The sequence below is a fragment of the Streptomyces sp. NPDC032091 genome, assembly GCF_055580265.1.
The window spans coordinates 69,221-83,677 of sequence record NZ_JBVILR010000022.1 but is presented as its reverse complement, the minus strand read 5'-3'; the positions used below and the strand labels follow the sequence as shown (position 1 = coordinate 83,677).

Annotated in this window: 17 protein-coding genes; 7 read left to right on the top strand and 10 right to left on the bottom strand. The window is 71.6% G+C overall.

Annotated elements, in window-relative coordinates; genetic code table 11:
* Nucleotides 1–180 precede the first annotated feature (180 nt).
* Nucleotides 181–1,164 (bottom strand): tetratricopeptide repeat protein, encoded by a 984-nt coding sequence (locus ACZ5NJ_RS29690; protein WP_468768767.1) that lies wholly within the window; start codon nucleotides 1,162–1,164, stop codon nucleotides 181–183.
* Between the two features lie 250 nt (nucleotides 1,165–1,414).
* Between ACZ5NJ_RS29690 and ACZ5NJ_RS29685 the strand changes: the two genes are divergently transcribed.
* On the top strand, nucleotides 1,415–2,047 hold the full coding sequence (locus ACZ5NJ_RS29685; RefSeq protein ID WP_468768766.1) for a TetR/AcrR family transcriptional regulator: 633 nt from the start codon (nucleotides 1,415–1,417) through the stop codon (nucleotides 2,045–2,047).
* Between the two features lie 112 nt (nucleotides 2,048–2,159).
* Here ACZ5NJ_RS29685 and ACZ5NJ_RS29680 read toward each other — a convergent pair whose 3' ends face one another.
* From ACZ5NJ_RS29680 to ACZ5NJ_RS29665, 4 genes are all read right to left on the bottom strand, one after another.
* Nucleotides 2,160–3,860: an acyl-CoA mutase large subunit family protein gene (locus ACZ5NJ_RS29680; RefSeq protein ID WP_468768764.1), complete on the bottom strand. Its 1,701-nt coding sequence runs from the start codon at nucleotides 3,858–3,860 to the stop codon at nucleotides 2,160–2,162.
* A 117-nt stretch (nucleotides 3,861–3,977) separates the two neighbouring features.
* The gene (locus ACZ5NJ_RS29675) at nucleotides 3,978–4,307 is read right to left on the bottom strand and encodes a DUF3817 domain-containing protein (protein ID WP_045948372.1); all 330 of its coding nucleotides are present in this window, start codon (nucleotides 4,305–4,307) and stop codon (nucleotides 3,978–3,980) included.
* 50 nt (nucleotides 4,308–4,357) lie between these two features.
* A complete protein-coding gene (locus ACZ5NJ_RS29670) occupies nucleotides 4,358–4,867 on the bottom strand; it encodes a MarR family winged helix-turn-helix transcriptional regulator (protein WP_468768763.1) in 510 nt (169 codons plus the stop codon).
* A gap of 43 nt (nucleotides 4,868–4,910) precedes the next feature.
* Nucleotides 4,911–6,185, bottom strand: a complete 1,275-nt coding sequence (locus ACZ5NJ_RS29665) for an MFS transporter (RefSeq protein ID WP_468768761.1) — start codon at nucleotides 6,183–6,185, stop codon at nucleotides 4,911–4,913.
* A gap of 112 nt (nucleotides 6,186–6,297) precedes the next feature.
* Between ACZ5NJ_RS29665 and ACZ5NJ_RS29660 the strand changes: the two genes are divergently transcribed.
* Nucleotides 6,298–7,296: an ArsR/SmtB family transcription factor gene (locus tag ACZ5NJ_RS29660; protein ID WP_468768760.1), complete on the top strand. Its 999-nt coding sequence runs from the start codon at nucleotides 6,298–6,300 to the stop codon at nucleotides 7,294–7,296.
* Here the strand turns inward: ACZ5NJ_RS29660 and ACZ5NJ_RS29655 are convergent.
* Nucleotides 7,283–7,579 carry an MTH1187 family thiamine-binding protein gene (locus tag ACZ5NJ_RS29655; RefSeq protein WP_468768758.1) on the bottom strand — a complete coding sequence of 99 codons (297 nt, stop codon included), beginning with the start codon at nucleotides 7,577–7,579 and terminating at the stop codon, nucleotides 7,283–7,285. The genes ACZ5NJ_RS29660 and ACZ5NJ_RS29655 overlap by 14 nt on opposite strands.
* Nucleotides 7,576–7,920, bottom strand: coding sequence for a DUF3817 domain-containing protein (locus ACZ5NJ_RS29650; RefSeq protein ID WP_079429816.1), 345 nt, complete (start codon nucleotides 7,918–7,920; stop codon nucleotides 7,576–7,578). Before ACZ5NJ_RS29650 ends, ACZ5NJ_RS29655 begins: the two co-directional genes overlap by 4 nt.
* Nucleotides 7,921–8,080: 160 nt before the next feature.
* Here ACZ5NJ_RS29650 and ACZ5NJ_RS29645 point away from each other — a divergent pair, with 160 nt between their 5' ends.
* The 4 genes from ACZ5NJ_RS29645 to ACZ5NJ_RS29630 all read left to right on the top strand — a co-directional run bounded on the left by ACZ5NJ_RS29645 (nucleotide 8,081) and on the right by ACZ5NJ_RS29630 (nucleotide 10,746).
* A complete protein-coding gene (locus tag ACZ5NJ_RS29645) occupies nucleotides 8,081–8,719 on the top strand; it encodes an AIM24 family protein (RefSeq protein ID WP_468768756.1) in 639 nt (212 codons plus the stop codon).
* Nucleotides 8,719–9,369 carry an AIM24 family protein gene (locus tag ACZ5NJ_RS29640; protein ID WP_079429815.1) on the top strand — a complete coding sequence of 217 codons (651 nt, stop codon included), beginning with the start codon at nucleotides 8,719–8,721 and terminating at the stop codon, nucleotides 9,367–9,369. The genes ACZ5NJ_RS29645 and ACZ5NJ_RS29640 overlap by 1 nt, the downstream gene beginning before the upstream one ends.
* An 11-nt stretch (nucleotides 9,370–9,380) precedes the next feature.
* Entirely contained in the window at nucleotides 9,381–10,184 is an 804-nt protein-coding gene (locus ACZ5NJ_RS29635; protein WP_468768848.1) for an AIM24 family protein, read from the top strand.
* Nucleotides 10,185–10,269: 85 nt separating this feature from the next.
* Nucleotides 10,270–10,746, top strand: a complete 477-nt coding sequence (locus ACZ5NJ_RS29630; protein WP_468768847.1) for a MarR family winged helix-turn-helix transcriptional regulator — start codon at nucleotides 10,270–10,272, stop codon at nucleotides 10,744–10,746.
* 53 nt (nucleotides 10,747–10,799) lie between these two features.
* On the opposite strand, the gene meaB is transcribed toward ACZ5NJ_RS29630, so the two are convergent.
* Both meaB and ACZ5NJ_RS29620 read right to left on the bottom strand, forming a co-directional pair.
* Complete coding sequence (gene meaB, locus ACZ5NJ_RS29625) at nucleotides 10,800–11,762, bottom strand: methylmalonyl Co-A mutase-associated GTPase MeaB (RefSeq protein WP_468768754.1); 963 nt, start codon at nucleotides 11,760–11,762, stop codon at nucleotides 10,800–10,802.
* Between the two features lie 11 nt (nucleotides 11,763–11,773).
* Nucleotides 11,774–12,976: an acetyl-CoA C-acetyltransferase gene (locus ACZ5NJ_RS29620; protein WP_468768752.1), complete on the bottom strand. Its 1,203-nt coding sequence runs from the start codon at nucleotides 12,974–12,976 to the stop codon at nucleotides 11,774–11,776.
* A 146-nt stretch (nucleotides 12,977–13,122) separates the two neighbouring features.
* Here ACZ5NJ_RS29620 and mce point away from each other — a divergent pair, with 146 nt between their 5' ends.
* Complete coding sequence (gene mce, locus ACZ5NJ_RS29615) at nucleotides 13,123–13,566, top strand: methylmalonyl-CoA epimerase (RefSeq protein ID WP_468768750.1); 444 nt, start codon at nucleotides 13,123–13,125, stop codon at nucleotides 13,564–13,566.
* Here the strand turns inward: mce and ACZ5NJ_RS29610 are convergent.
* Nucleotides 13,560–13,928, bottom strand: coding sequence for a zinc ribbon domain-containing protein (locus ACZ5NJ_RS29610; protein WP_468768845.1), 369 nt, complete (start codon nucleotides 13,926–13,928; stop codon nucleotides 13,560–13,562). The two genes, mce and ACZ5NJ_RS29610, sit on opposite strands and share 7 nt — an antisense overlap.
* Nucleotides 13,929–14,457 lie beyond the last annotated feature (529 nt).

The window sequence follows — 14,457 nt, the reverse complement described above, 5'->3', positions numbered from 1 at the left end:
GGGCCACGACAGAAGGGGTGAAGAAGGAACCAACCGGACAGTTCACGGGGTTCCATTTACTGCGAGTAACAGCGGCCGCGATTGCCAAGTTTTGGCAAAGCGCGGCCGCTGTTTATCTCTGTGTCAACAAATCGCCGGTCGCCCGGCGGTGTACCGCTCCAGCCGCGGCCGGGCGGGGCTCTAGAAGAGGACGCGCGCCAGCGCCGTGCGGGCCGCCGTGACCCGCGGGTCGTCGGCGCCGATGACCTCGAAGAGCTCCAGGAGCCGCACCCGTACGGAGTCCCGGTCGTCGCCCGCCGTCACCCGTACGGTGTCCACCAGGCGGGAGAAGGCGTCCGCGACGTGGCCGCCGGCCAGGTCCAGGTCGGCGGCGGCCATCTGGGCGGCCGGGTCGCGCGGGTTCTCGGCGGCCTGGGCGCGCACGGTCTGCGGGTTCATGTGCTGCACCCGGGAGAGCAGCTCGGCCTGGGCCAGGCCCAGCTTGGCCTCGGTGTTGGCCGGGGCGTCGGCGAGCACGTTCTTGTACGCCTGCACGGCCCCGCTCAGGTCGCCCGCGTCCAGCGCGACGACCGCCGCCTCCAGCAGGGCGTCGTACGGGCCGGCCGGAACGGGCGCCGCGGCGGCCGCGGGGGCGCCGGCGGCCTCGGGGTCGACCGGGAGGCCGAGGATGCCGAAGCGCTCCTCGGCGACCTGGACCAGCTGGGCCAGGGTCTCACGGATCTGCTGCTCGGGCACCGCGCCCTGGAACAGCGGCAGCGCCTGGCCCGCGACGACGGCGAACACGGCCGGGATGCCCTGGATGCCGAACTGCTGCATCAGCATCTGGTTGGCGTCGACGTCGATCTTCGCCAGCACGAGGCGTCCGTTGGCCTCGACGGTCAGCCGCTCCAGGAGCGGGCCGAGCTGCTTGCACGGCTCGCACCACTCGGCCCAGAAGTCGAGGACGACCGGGACCTCGTTGGAGAGCGGGAGGACGGTGCTTTCGAACCCGGCCTCGTCGACGTCGATGACGAGCGCGGACGGCGGAACGGCGCCACCGGGCGCGCCGCCGCCCTGGCGGGCCGCTTCCGCGCGCGCCTGCTCGGCCTTCGCCTTGGCTTCGCCGGCCGCCTTCACCGCGGCGAGGTCGACGACGCCGCTCATGGACATGTTTCTGGGCTGCATGCGTACATCCTCCCCCGTGTGCGCGCGCCGACGAAAAGGATCCCGGAAGATCCCCGCCGAAACCTCGGTCCTGCCGTTCGTGGACTGCTGTGGCGCCGGGTCCCCACCTGGCACCGGTAGCTCTTCGCGTGGTTGTCGCTCTTTCGCTACGAGCCGTAGCGTAACTCCCCGGGGCGCCGGGCGCCCCGTGATCTGAACCACACCGCAGAGGCCCCCGACGGTTCCCCTACTGACGGGTATGGTCTCGGCCATGCGCAACCCCTGCCCCCGCAGCACCCCCCAGCCAGGCCGCACCGGCCGCCCCCGCAGCGCGGCTGCGGACGCGGCGATCCTCGCGGCGACGCGGGACGCGCTGGTGGAGCTGGGCTGGTCGAAGCTGACGATGGGGGACGTGTCGGCCCGGGCCGGCGTCGCGAAGACCACCCTCTACCGGCGCTGGGCGGGGAAGAACGAGCTGGTCGTGGACGCGGTGGCGGAGCTCTTCGACGCGCTGGAACTGCCCGACCGGGGCTCGCTGGAAGCGGACATCGAGTACGTGGTCCTGCAGTTCGCGGAACTGCTGCGGCGGCCGGAGGCGCGTACGGCCCTGATGGCGGTGGTCGCCGAGTCCACCCGGGACCCGGCGCTGCGGGACCGGATCCGGTCGGCGATCGTGGACCGGCAGAAACGTCTCGTCGTACTGGGGCGCGAACGGGCGCAGGCCCGCGGGGAACTCCCGTACGAGGAGGACCAGTCCCTGGCCGGACACACCACGGACCTGATCTTCGACGTGATCGCGGGCACGGTGGTGCACCGCGCCCTGGTGAGCTCCGAGCCGGTGGACGAGGGCTGGGTGGCGGCCTTCACCACGCTCCTGATGCACGGCCTGACCGCCCGCGCCTGAGCGCCCGCGCGCCTGACCGCCCGCGCCCGATCGGCCGGGGCAACGGGAAGGGCCGGCCGCGGGCTCCCCGTGGGGAACCGCGCGGCCGGCCCTTCGCGACGGCGGGCGGGGGTCAGAAGCCCGGGGGCTCGGTGTAGGTGCCCCATTCGTCGCGCAGGACGTTGCAGATCTCGCCCATCGTGGCCTCCGCGCGGACGGCGTCCAGCATGGCCGGGATCATGTTGGAGCCGTCGCGGGCGGCGTCGAGCATCGCCTCGAGCGCGGCCGTCACCCTGGCGTCGTCGCGGCGCTCCTTGCGGGCGGCGAGCACCCGCACCTGCTCGCGCTCCACCTCGTGGCTGACGCGCAGGATCTCCAGGTCGCCGGTGACCGAGCCGTGGTGGACGTTGACGCCGACCACGCGCTTGTCGCCCTTCTCCAGGGCGCGCTGGTACTGGAAGGCCGACTCGGCGATCTCGCCGGTGAACCAGCCGTCCTCGATGCCGCGCAGGATGCCCGAGGTGATGGGGCCGATCGGGTGCCGCCCGTCCGGGTGGGCGCGCAGGCCGCGCTCCTTGATCTGGTCGAAGATCTTCTCGGCGTCGGCCTCGATGCGGTCGGTGAGCTGCTCGACGTACCAGGAACCGCCCAGCGGGTCGGCGACGTTGGCGACGCCGGTCTCCTCCATCAGCACCTGCTGCGTGCGCAGCGCGATCTCGGCGGCCTGCTCGCTGGGGAGGGCGAGGGTCTCGTCGAGGGCGTTGGTGTGCAGGGAGTTGGTGCCGCCGAGGACGGCCGCGAGGGCCTCGACGGCGGTGCGCACCACGTTGTTGTACGGCTGCTGGGCCGTCAGGGAGACGCCGGCGGTCTGCGTGTGGAAGCGCAGCCACATCGACTTCTCGTTCTTCGCGCCGTAGACCTCCTTCATCCAGCGGGCCCAGATCCGGCGGGCGGCGCGGAACTTGGCGATCTCCTCGAAGAAGTCGAGGTGCGCGTCGAAGAAGAAGGACAGGCCGGGGGCGAAGTGGTCGACGTCCAGGCCGCGGGAGAGGCCGAGTTCCACGTAGCCGAAGCCGTCGGCGAGGGTGTAGGCGAGCTCCTGCGCGGCCGTGGCCCCGGCTTCGCGGATGTGGTAGCCGGAGACGGACAGCGGCTTGTAGGCGGGGATGCCGTTCGCGCAGTACTCGATCAGGTCGCCGATGAGGCGCAGGTGCGGCTCGGGTTCGAAGAGCCACTCCTTCTGGGCGATGTACTCCTTGAAGATGTCCGTCTGGAGGGTGCCGTTGAGCACGGACGGGTCCACGCCCTGGCGCTCGGCGGCGACGAGGTACATGCAGAAGGCGGGGACGGCCGGGCCGGAGATCGTCATCGAGGTGGTCACGTCACCGAGCGGGATGTCCTTGAAGAGGACCTCCATGTCGGCGGCGGAGTCGATGGCGACGCCGCAGTGCCCGACCTCGCCGAGCGCGCGCGGGTCGTCGGAGTCGCGGCCCATCAGGGTGGGCATGTCGAAGGCCACCGAGAGCCCGCCGCCGCCGGCGGCCAGGATCATCTTGTAGCGCTCGTTGGTCTGCTCGGCGTTGCCGAAGCCGGCGAACTGGCGGATGGTCCAGGTCCGGCCCCGGTACCCGGTGGCGTGCAGGCCGCGGGTGTAGGGGTACTCGCCGGGCCAGCCGATGCGCTCGAATCCCTCGTAGGCGTCGCCGGGCCGGGGCCCGTAGACGGGGTCGACCTCATCGCCGGAGAGCGTGGTGAAATCCGCGTCCCGCTTGCGGGCCTTGTCATAACGGGCCTGCCAGCGTCGGCGGCCCTCCTCGATGGCGTCTGCGTCCATACCTTCGAATTTACTAGGACGTCCTAGTAAATGTCGATGGCAAACCCCCGGGAGTCTCCCCCGGGGGTGTGGTTTCGAGCGTTCCTACAGGCCCGCGCGAGCGGGCCCGGACGGAGGCTACGCGCCGACGGTGACCGGGGCGTCCGCGACCAGCGGCTCGACCTCGGCGCGGACCCCGCGCTCGACGAAGAAGGCCGCCAGCGGGATCGTGCCCGACGCCAGGACCCACAGCAGCTTGCCGAAGGGCCACTTGGCCTTGGAGCCCAGGTCGAAGGCGAACACCAGGTAGATCATGAACAGCACGCCGTGGACCTGCGAGACCGCGAGGGTCAGGTCGGCTCCGGTGTCGAAGCCGTACTTCGCCACCATGCAGGCACAGAGGATCAGGAGCATGACCGCGGTCACGTAGGCCATGACGCGGTAGCGGGTCAGCACGCTTCGTTTCATGCCGTCGAGCGTAACCGCCCGATTTGCTCGATCTTGACGCACCCCGTCCGTCAGCTCTCCTCGAAGTCCGCGGCGGCCACGCGCAGCGGCCTGAGCAGGGCGAAGATCTCCGCGCACTCCTCCGCGTCGTAGACGCCGAGGCCGAACTCGACCGCCATCAGGTCCTTGGTCGCCGCCTCGACGACCTCGCGGCCCTTCTCCGTGATCGACGCGAGCGTGCCGCGCCCGTCGTGCGGGTTGGGGCGCTTGGCCACCAGCCCGGACCTGACGAGGCGGTCCACCGTGTTCGTCACCGAGGTCGGGTGGACCATCAGCCGCTCGCCGATCTTGGACATCGGCAGCTCCCCCGCCTGGGAGAAGGTGAGCAGCACCAGCGCCTCGTAGCGGGCGAAGGTCAGGCCGTACGGCTTCACCACCGCGTCGACCTCGGCCAGCAGGATCTGGTGCGCGCGCATGATCGAGGTGATCGCCGCCATGGACGGCACGGGACCCCAGCGCTGCCGCCAGAGCTCGTCGGCGCGGGCGATGGGGTCGAAGGGGAGGCTGAGCGGCTTCGGCATCCACCAGACCCTACCGGTCGGTTCATTTCCGGCGGCCCCCGTCTCACTCCTCGGCCCGCTCCCCCGGCGGGGGTGCGGTGGCGCGCAGCCCGGCGAGCAGCAGGAGGACGGCGAGGGTGCCGAGCAGGGCCGAGCCGGCGACCACGACGTGGGCCGGGACGACCTCGGCGGCGGCCCCGGCCAGCGCCATGCCCACCCCCTGGAAGGTCATCAGCCCGGTGCTCAGCAGGGTCATCGCCCGGCCGCGCAGCTCCTCGGGGACGGCGTCCACGTACATCCGGTCGATGCCGAGGGCGTGGGCGTGCGCCAGCCCGGCGAGGACCAGCGCCACCGCGACGGCGACGGGTCCGGGGCGGAGCGCGTAGACGAGGAAGGGGAGCAGGCAGACGGCGGCCAGCGGGGCGGTGATCCGCGCCCGCGTCCGGGCGCCGAGGGCGGAGCCGGCCCAGAGTTCACCCGCGATGGTGCCCACGGGGAGGGCGCACATCAGGATCCCGAGGGTGGCGGTGCCGGCGCCGAGCCCGTCGGCGTAGGGGGTGAGCAGGGCCTCCGGGACGACGGTGAAGGCGGACGGGATCCAGCACAGCAGGGTGAGGACGCGCAGCCGGCGGTCCCCGAGGACGGCGCGCAGCCCGCCGAGCGCGGAGTGGCGCACGGCCCCGGCGCGGGCCGGCCGGTGCCGGGTGCCGAGGCGCAGCAGCAGGGCCGAGGCGAGGAACCCGACGGCGGTCAGGGCGATGGCCCCGCGCGGTGCGAGCACGGTCAGCAGCAGACCGCCGAGGCCGAAGCCGGTCAGCTGGGCGCTCTGCGCGACCATCCGCAGCAGCGAGCGGCCGAGGACGAAGGCCTCTCCGGAGCCGAGGATGTCGGCGAGGGAGGCGCTGCGGGCGCCCTGGAAGAGCGGTGCGACGAAGGCCATGGCGCAGCGCAGGACGAGGATCCCCGCGACGGGCGTGCCCGGCCAGACCATGGCCGCCGCGCAGGCGGCGCACAGCAGGTCGCAGGTGACCAGGAGCCGGCGGGCGGGGTGGCGGTCGGCGAGCCCGGCGAGCAGGGTGCCGCCGAAGGCGTAGGGGAGGAAGCCGAGGGCGAAGGTGAGCGCGCTCATCAGGGGGGAGCCGGTGGCGCGGTAGACCAGGACGGTCAGGGAGATCTCGGCGACGACGACACCGAGGACGGACATCAGGTGCGCGGCGAAGACGGCGGGGAACTCGGGGACCCGGAACACGTCCCGGTAGCCGGCGGCGGGGCCGTCCCGGTGCGGGAGCGTGGCGGGTGCGGACCCGGCGGGGGCCGGGGCTTCGGGCTCGGTGGACATGGCCGCAGCCTCCCCGGGGCCGGCCCCGGGGGGCAGGGATTCGCGTGGGGGCGAATGTCGGGGCACAGTAGCGGGGTCGGCGCCGTCGGGTGCGGAGGGGAGGCGGGCCGGGATGGGACTGCTCCACCACTTCGGGCACGAGGACCTGCTGCGGTGCCGGTTCGCGCTGTCGCCGCTGTGGGAGACCCAGGAGGCGGTGCGCACCCTCAAGCGCCCCGACCGGCAGGGCTACCACCTGCCCTGGCTGCGCGGGATCCGCGCGGCGGCCGCCGGGCTGGACCTGCGGCCGCTGTGGCTGCTGATGCCGCGGCGCGGGCACAGTACGGACTTCATCAGCCCTCCGCCGAGCGGGCCCGCCGTGTCCTTCGCGCAGGAGCTGGCGCTGGTCCGCGCGGCGGATCCGGCCGCGGCGCGCGAGGACATGTCCCAGTCCCTCGCCTGCACGCCGGGGGCCCTCGACAGCGAGCTGGGCCGGTACCTGCTCGCGGATCCGGCGCGGTCCGTGCGGGAGCTGGCCGACCTGCTGGAGCGGGCCTGGAGCGTGCTGGTGGAGCCGCACTGGCCGCGGCTGCGGGCCCTGCTGGAGGCGGACGTCCTCTTCCATTCGCGCCGGCTCGCCGCCGGCGGGCTGGAGGCCCTCTTCGACGGGCTGCACCCGGACGTCTCCTGGGACTCCGCCTCCCTCACCCTGACCATCGAGCGGCCCGCCCACCACGAGCGCGTCCTCGGCGGACAGGGCCTGCTGCTGATGCCGAGCGCCTTCGTCTGGCCGCAGATCGCGGGCGGTTTCGACCCGCCCTGGCAGCCGACCGTGGTCTACGCGGCCCGGGGCATCGGCGCCCTGTGGACGCCGGTGCGGGAGGACACCCCGGCGGCGCTGGCCCGGCTGCTGGGCCGGGTCAGGGCCGACGTGCTGTGCGCCCTGGAGGAGCCCGCCTCCACCACGGCGCTGGCCCACCGGCTGGGCCTGGCCCCCTCGACGGTGTCGGCGCACCTGAAGGTCCTCCGGGAGGCGGGCCTGCTGATCCCGTCCCGCCACGGCCACCAGGTCCGCTACGAACGCACCCCTCTGGCGATAGCCCTCGCCTCGGGCGGGGTCAGTCCCGGGTGAGGTGGCGTTCGACCGTCTCGACCTTCGAGGTGATCCCGTCGGTGACACCGGGGCGGATGTCGGCCTTGAGGACGAAGGAGACGCGGGGGGCGCGCTCCTCCACCGCGGCGACGGCGCGGCGGACCACGTCCATCACCTCGTCCCACTCGCCCTCGACGGTGGTGAACATCGCGTCGGTGCGGTTCGGCAGCCCCGACTCGCGCACCACGCGGACCGCGTCGGCGACGTACTCGCCGACCTCCTCACCCACCCCCAGCGGGGTCACCGAGAACGCGACGATCACGCCCGGGCCGCCTCGCGCGCACGGGCGGCGACGACGCTGTCGGCCTCGTCCCGCTTGAGCAGCCGGTCGCCGTACAGTCCGCCGAAGGGCAGCAGGGCGAGCAGGAAGAACAGGGCGACCTTCTTCAGCGGCCACTTCGCCTTGTTCCACACGTCCAGCAGGAACACCGCGTAGATGACGAACAGGATCCCGTGCAGGATGCCCAGCGGCATCATCAGGTAGTCGATGTCCGAGATCCGGCTCAGCAGCGAGCCGAAGATCAGCAGGGCCGGGAACGACAGCGCCTCCGGTACGGAGATGAGGCGCAGCCGGTGCAGGGCGGAGGCGGTCTTGATGTCCACGTGGAACCTTCGGGGCCGGGGACCGGGGGCCGTTCCAGTGTCTCAGCCGCTCCCGGGGATCTTCGGGCGGGGGGCCGGAACCCCCAACACCGGATGAATGTGGCGTATATCGACCTCCGGGCCCTGTTCGGTGCCGCCGGGTGCCGATACCTTCGTCCCCGTGGCTCAGTTCCGACTCCAAGGCAGCAAGGTGCTGGCCGTCGAGCTGACCGGGGACGCCGTGAAAGCGAAGAACGGCTCCATGGTCGCGTACGACGGGCAGATGGCCTTCAAGAAGATGACGGGCGGCGGCGAAGGCCTCCGCGGAATGGTGACGCGCCGGCTCACCGGCGAGCAGATGACCGTGATGGAGGTGCAGGGACACGGCACCTGCTACTTCGCGGACCGTGCGAGCGAGATCAACCTGGTGAACCTGCGCGGGGAGAAGCTCTACGTCGAGTCCAGCAACCTGCTGTGCACCGACTCCTCCCTGCGCACCGGCACGACCTTCACCGGTCTGCGCGGCGCGAGCACCGGCAACGGGCTCTTCACCACGACGGTGGAGGGCTCCGGCCAGGCGGCGATCATGTCCGACGGCCCGGCGGTGGTGCTGCGCGTCAGCGCCCAGTACCCGCTCTCGGTCGACCCGGGCGCGTACATCGCCCACACGGGCAACCTCCAGCAGTCCTTCCAGTCGGGGATCAACTTCCGGACCCTGATCGGCGAGGGATCGGGCGAGGCGTTCCAGATCCGCTTCGAGGGCGAGGGCCTGGTGTACGTGCAGCCCAGCGAGCGCAACACGATCGGGGGCGACCTCTGATGCCGTTCCGCGAGATCAACTCGAAGATGGTCGAGGCCCAGGTGGTCCCCGGGCAGAAGATGTACAGCCAGCGCGGGGCGATGCTCGCCTACCGCGGCGAGGTCTCCTTCACCCCGAGCATCACCGGCGGCCAGGGCGGCGTCATGGGCATGATCGGGCGCCGGGTGGCGAACGAGCAGACCCCGCTGATGGAGGTGGAGGGCAGCGGCACGGTGATGTTCGGCCACGGCGGCCACCACATCCAGGTGATCAACCTCCAGGGCGACACCCTCTACGTCGAGGCGGACCGGCTGCTCGCCTTCGACGGCACCCTCCAGCAGGGCACGATGTTCATGGGCTCGCAGGGCGGCGTCATGGGCATGGTGCGCGGCCAGGTGACCGGGCAGGGCCTGTTCACCACCACCCTCAAGGGCCACGGCGCGGTCGCCGTGATGGCCCACGGCGGGGTCATCGAGCTCCCCATCACCCCGAACCGGCCGGTCCACGTCGACCCGCAGGCGTACGTGGCCCACCACGGGGACGTCAGGAACAAGCTCTCCACCGCGCTCGGCTGGCGGGACATGGTGGGGCGCGGCTCGGGCGAGGCGTTCCAGCTGGAACTGTCCGGCCAGGGCGCCGTCTACGTACAGGCCTCGGAGGAGAAGCTGTGAACTTCGGACCCGTGAGCGGCGGGCCGGGCGGCCCGACGGTCTTCGACCCGTACACGCTGCCCTCCGACGACAACGTCAACAAGTACACCTTCTGCGTGGAGCTCAAGGGGAACCAGTGGTTCCTGCAGAAGGGCAAGATGATCTCGTACTACGGGCGCATCGAGTTCAACGGCATCGGGCACGGCCGCTTCGACCGGCTGCTGCGCACCAGCTTCCACTCGCCGCTGCACGCGAGCGACTGGGTGGTGGCCGAGGGCCAGGGCAAGATGCTGCTGGCCGACCGGGCCTTCGACGTGAACTCGTACGACCTGGACGAGGGCAACCTGACCATCCGGTCCGGGAACCTCCTCGCCTACCAGCCCTCGCTGGCCCTCAAGCAGTCGATCGTCCCGGGTTTCCTCACGCTGATCGGAACCGGGAAGTTCGTGGCCGCGTCCAACGGTCCGGTGGTCTTCATGGAGCCGCCGCTGCGGGTGGATCCGCAGGCGCTGGTGGGCTGGGCGGACTGCCCCTCCCCCTGCCACCACTACGACCACGGCTACATGTCCGGCGTGATGGGCGGGCTGCGCGCCCTGACGGGCATCGGAGGCGCCTCGGGCGAGGAGCACCAGTTCGAGTTCGTCGGGGCGGGCACGGTGCTGCTCCAGTCGAGCGAGATGCTGATGGCGGAGCAGTCGGTCGGCGCGGTGGGCGCCGGGGCGGCCGCGGGCAACGCGCAGGGCGTCCCGGGGGCCGGCCAGGGCCCGCTGGGGCAGCTGGGGGTGCCGCGGATGCCGGGGCAGCTCGGCGACCTCCAGCGGCGGCTCGGCCTGTGAGGAGGAGCACGCCTCGCGGGCCGGGAAGATCTTCCTATTTTTGTACGTAATTCAACTTCTTAGGTAGAGTTCATTCATGGAGACGATGGAGACCGAGACGGCCACCCGCTGGCTCACCGAAGCCGAACAGTGCGCCTGGCGCACCCACCTGGACGTCAGCAGACTGCTGATGCACCAGCTGGAAAAGGATCTCCAGCCCTTCGGACTCACCAACAACGACTACGAGATCCTCGTGAACCTCTCGGAGTCCGAGGGCCACCGGATGCGCATGAGCGACCTGGCGACGGCCACCCTCCAGTCCAAGAGCCGGCTCTCGCACCAGATCACCCGCATGGAGACCGCGGGTCTGGTGCGCCGGGTCAACTGCGAGTCCGACCGGCGCGGGCTGTACGCCGTCCTCACCGACGAGGGCATGGAGACCATGCGCAAGGTCGCCCCGCGCCACGTGGCGTCCGTACGGGAGCACTTCATCGACCTGCTCCCCCCGGAGGCCCTCCAGGCCCTGCGCGCATCCCTGGCACCCGTCGCGGAACACCTCCGCGGCACCCGCGGCAAGATCTAGGGCTGCGAAAGGGCGGGGCGGGGAAACACCCCACCCCGCCCCCGCAGGCGGCCTCAGCCCTCGGTCAGGCTGTCCAGCAGCGCGTCGGCCGCCGCATAGGGATCAAGCTCGCCCCCGGCGACCCTGGCGGCCAGCGCCCCCAGATGCGCGTCCCCGTGCAGGTCGGCCAGCCGGCTCCGCAGCGCGGTGATCGCGATGGTCTCGACCTCCCGCGCCGCCCGCGCGGCCCTCCGCTCGGCCAGCACCCCGCGCTCGTCCATCCACGCCCGGTGCTTCTCCAGCTGCTCGACCAGCTCGTCGATGCCCTGCGACCGGGCCGCGACCGTCTTGACGATCGGCGGCCGCCAGTCGCCGGGGCCGCGGGACTCTCCCAGGCCCAGCATGTGGTTCAGCTCCCGGGCGGTCGCGTCCGCGCCGTCCCGGTCGGCCTTGTTCACCACGTACACGTCGCCGATCTCCAGGATCCCCGCCTTCGCGGCCTGGATCCCGTCGCCCATCCCCGGCGCGAGCAGCACCACCGAGGTGTCGGCCTGCGAGGCGATCTCCACCTCCGACTGCCCGACGCCGACCGTCTCGACCAGGACCACGTCGCAGCCGGCCGCGTCCAGCACCCGGATCGCCTGCGGCGCCGCCCACGCGAGCCCGCCCAGGTGCCCGCGGGTGGCCATGGAGCGGATGTAGACCCCCGGGTCGGAGGCGTGGTCCGACATGCGGACCCGGTCGCCGAGCAGGGCCCCGCCCGAGAAGGGCGAGGACGGGTCCACCGCGAGCACGCCGACCCGCTTGCCGGCCTTGCGGTAGGCCGTGACCAGGGCCGAGGTCGAGGTCGACTTGCCCACCCCCGGGGAGCCGGTCAGCCCGACCACGTACGCGCCGCCCGTGAGCGGCGCCAGGGCGGCCATGACCTCGCGCAGGTGCGGGGACGCCCCCTCGACCAGGGAGATCAGCCGGGCGACCGCCCGCGGCCGGCCCTCACGGGCCTGCGCCACCAGCGCGGGGACGTCCACCGTCGTCATAAGGGCCGCACCTACGCCTTCGGAACGCGGATGACGAGGGCGTCGCCCTGGCCGCCGCCGCCGCACAGCGCGGCCGCGCCGACCCCGCCGCCGCGTCGCTTGAGCTCCAGCGCCAGGTGGAGCACCACGCGGGCGCCGGACATGCCGATCGGGTGGCCCAGGGCAATGGCGCCGCCGTTGACGTTCACCTTTTCCGGGGTCACGCCGAGGTCCTTCATTGACTGCACGGCGACCGCGGCGAAGGCCTCGTTGATCTCGATCAGGTCCAGGTCGGCGACCTCCAGGCCGTCCTTCTTCAGGGCGTGCAGGATCGCGTTCGAGGGCTGCGACTGGAGGGAGTTGTCCGGGCCGGCCACGTTGCCGTGGGCGCCGATCTCGGCGAGCCACTCCAGGCCCAGCTCCTCGGCCTTGGCCTTGCTCATCACGACCACGGCGGCGGCGCCGTCGGAGATCTGCGAGGAGGTGCCGGCGGTGATGGTGCCGTCCTTGGCGAACGCCGGGCGCAGCTTGCCGAGCGACTCGACCGTGGTCTCCGGGCGGATGCCCTCGTCCGCGGCGAAGATCACCGGGTCACCCTTGCGCTGCGGGATCTCCACCGGGGTGATCTCGGCCTCGAAGACACCGTTCTTCTGCGCGGCGGCGGCCCGCTGGTGCGAGGCGGCGGCGAACTCGTCCTGCGGGGCGCGCTCGATGCCCAGGCGGGTGTTGTGCTTCTCCGTGGACTCGCCCATCGCGATGTTCTCGAAGGCGTCGGTGAGGCCGTCGTAGGCCATCGCGTCCAGCATCTCGATCGCGCCGTACTTGTAGCCCTCGCGGGACTTCGGCAGCAGGTGCGGGGCGTTCGTCATCGACTCCTGGCCGCCCGCGACCACGATGTCGAACTCGCCCGCGCGGATGAGCTGGTCGGCGAGGGCGATGGCGTCGAGGCCCGAGAGGCACACCTTGTTGATGGTGAGCGCGGGCACGTTCATGGGGATGCCGGCCTTGACGGCGGCCTGGCGGGCCGGGATCTGGCCCGCGCCGGCCTGGAGCACCTGGCCCATGATCACGTACTGGACCTGGTCGCCGGAGATACCGGCCCGCTCCAGCGCGGACTTGATGGCGAAGCCGCCGAGGTCGGCGCCCGAGAAGGACTTCAGCGAGCCGAGCAGCCGCCCCATGGGCGTGCGGGCCCCGGCGACGATCACTGAGGTGGTGTTGATCGCTTCGGACATGAGGGCGAATCCCCTTTCAGCGGGGAAGCTGAGGAGTGAACGAGGGTTTACCTGAATGTACTGAGCAGTACCCGCGCCGTCACCGGGCAGTCGGTGTGATCGCTGGCACGTTGCGTGACGACCCTCCTCGGCGGTGCACTGGACCCATGCTGACAAGAATCGACCACATCGGGATCGCCTGCTTCGACCTGGACAAGACCGTCGAGTTCTACCGTGCCACGTACGGCTTCGAGGTGTTCCACACCGAGGTCAACGAGGAGCAGGGCGTCCGTGAGGCCATGCTGAAGATCAACGAGACCTCCGACGGCGGCGCCTCCTACCTCCAGCTCCTGGAGCCCACCCGCGAGGACTCCGCGGTGGGCAAGTGGCTCGCCAAGAACGGCGAGGGCGTCCACCACATCGCCTTCGGCACGGCCGACGTCGACGGCGACGCCGAGGCCATCCGGGCCAAGGGCGTCCGGGTCCTCTACGACGAGCCCCGCATCGGCTCGATGGGCTCCCGGATCACCTTCCTGCACCCCAAGGACTGCCACGGAGTCCTCACCGAACTGGTCACCAGCAACCCGGAGCAGTCAACCGCGCATCACTGACGTGATGCGCTTGCGTTACGGCACACCGCTGGCTGTGGTGTGCCGTCCGCGTCCAGCCCGACAAGGGCGGCTGGGGCCGTCGACGGGGCCCCGCTGCGCCACAACGCCTGCGCACGTGCGCGGACGTTGCGGGAGCCGTTGCGGTCTGCGTGATCAACGAATCCGCAGGACCGGCACACGAAGCGGGCCTGCGAGACCCGGTTCGCCTTGTCAACGTAGCCGCACCGGGAGCAGGTGCACGAGGTGTACGCCGGATCGACGTACACGACGGGCACCCCGGCCCGGCGGGCCTTGTACGCAATGAACGCGCCGAGCTGGGCAAACGCCCAGCTGTGCACCATGGCCCGTTGGGGCTTCCTCAGCCGTACCCGTTCGCGGATCCCGGTCAGGTCTTCCAGACCGATCCCGCGCGCGGGAGCGGTTCAGACGACGTCCCGCCATGACATGGCCGTCGCTGGTGGTGGCGATGTTGACGACGCCCAGGTCCACACCCAGGAGGTCCACCGGGTTGCTGTTCGGCTGCGCCTCGGGGACCTCGCACGTCGCGAGCAGGAACCAGGCACCGTCCCGGTGGACCAGGTCCGACTCCCCCATGCGGTACCGAGCCAGAGTGGCCAGCTGCTCCCGGCCTCCCGTGGAGGCGAGGCCCTTGAGTCTGCCCCTGGTGCTCCAGATGGAGACGGTGCGGGCATCCAGCTGCCAGGAAAGCATTCTGTCGTCATACGGCTGGGCTGCGGCCGCCCGGAACTCAATGGGCTTGCCCGATGCCAAGCGGTGGCGCTTCGACCCAGGCCCGCCAAGGCGGCCGGCCGTCAGATTCGCCCTCAAAGTCGCATACGCGTCGCACGTCTTCTTGATCACATGCTGCGCGGCCTGCGCACCCAGCCCCCA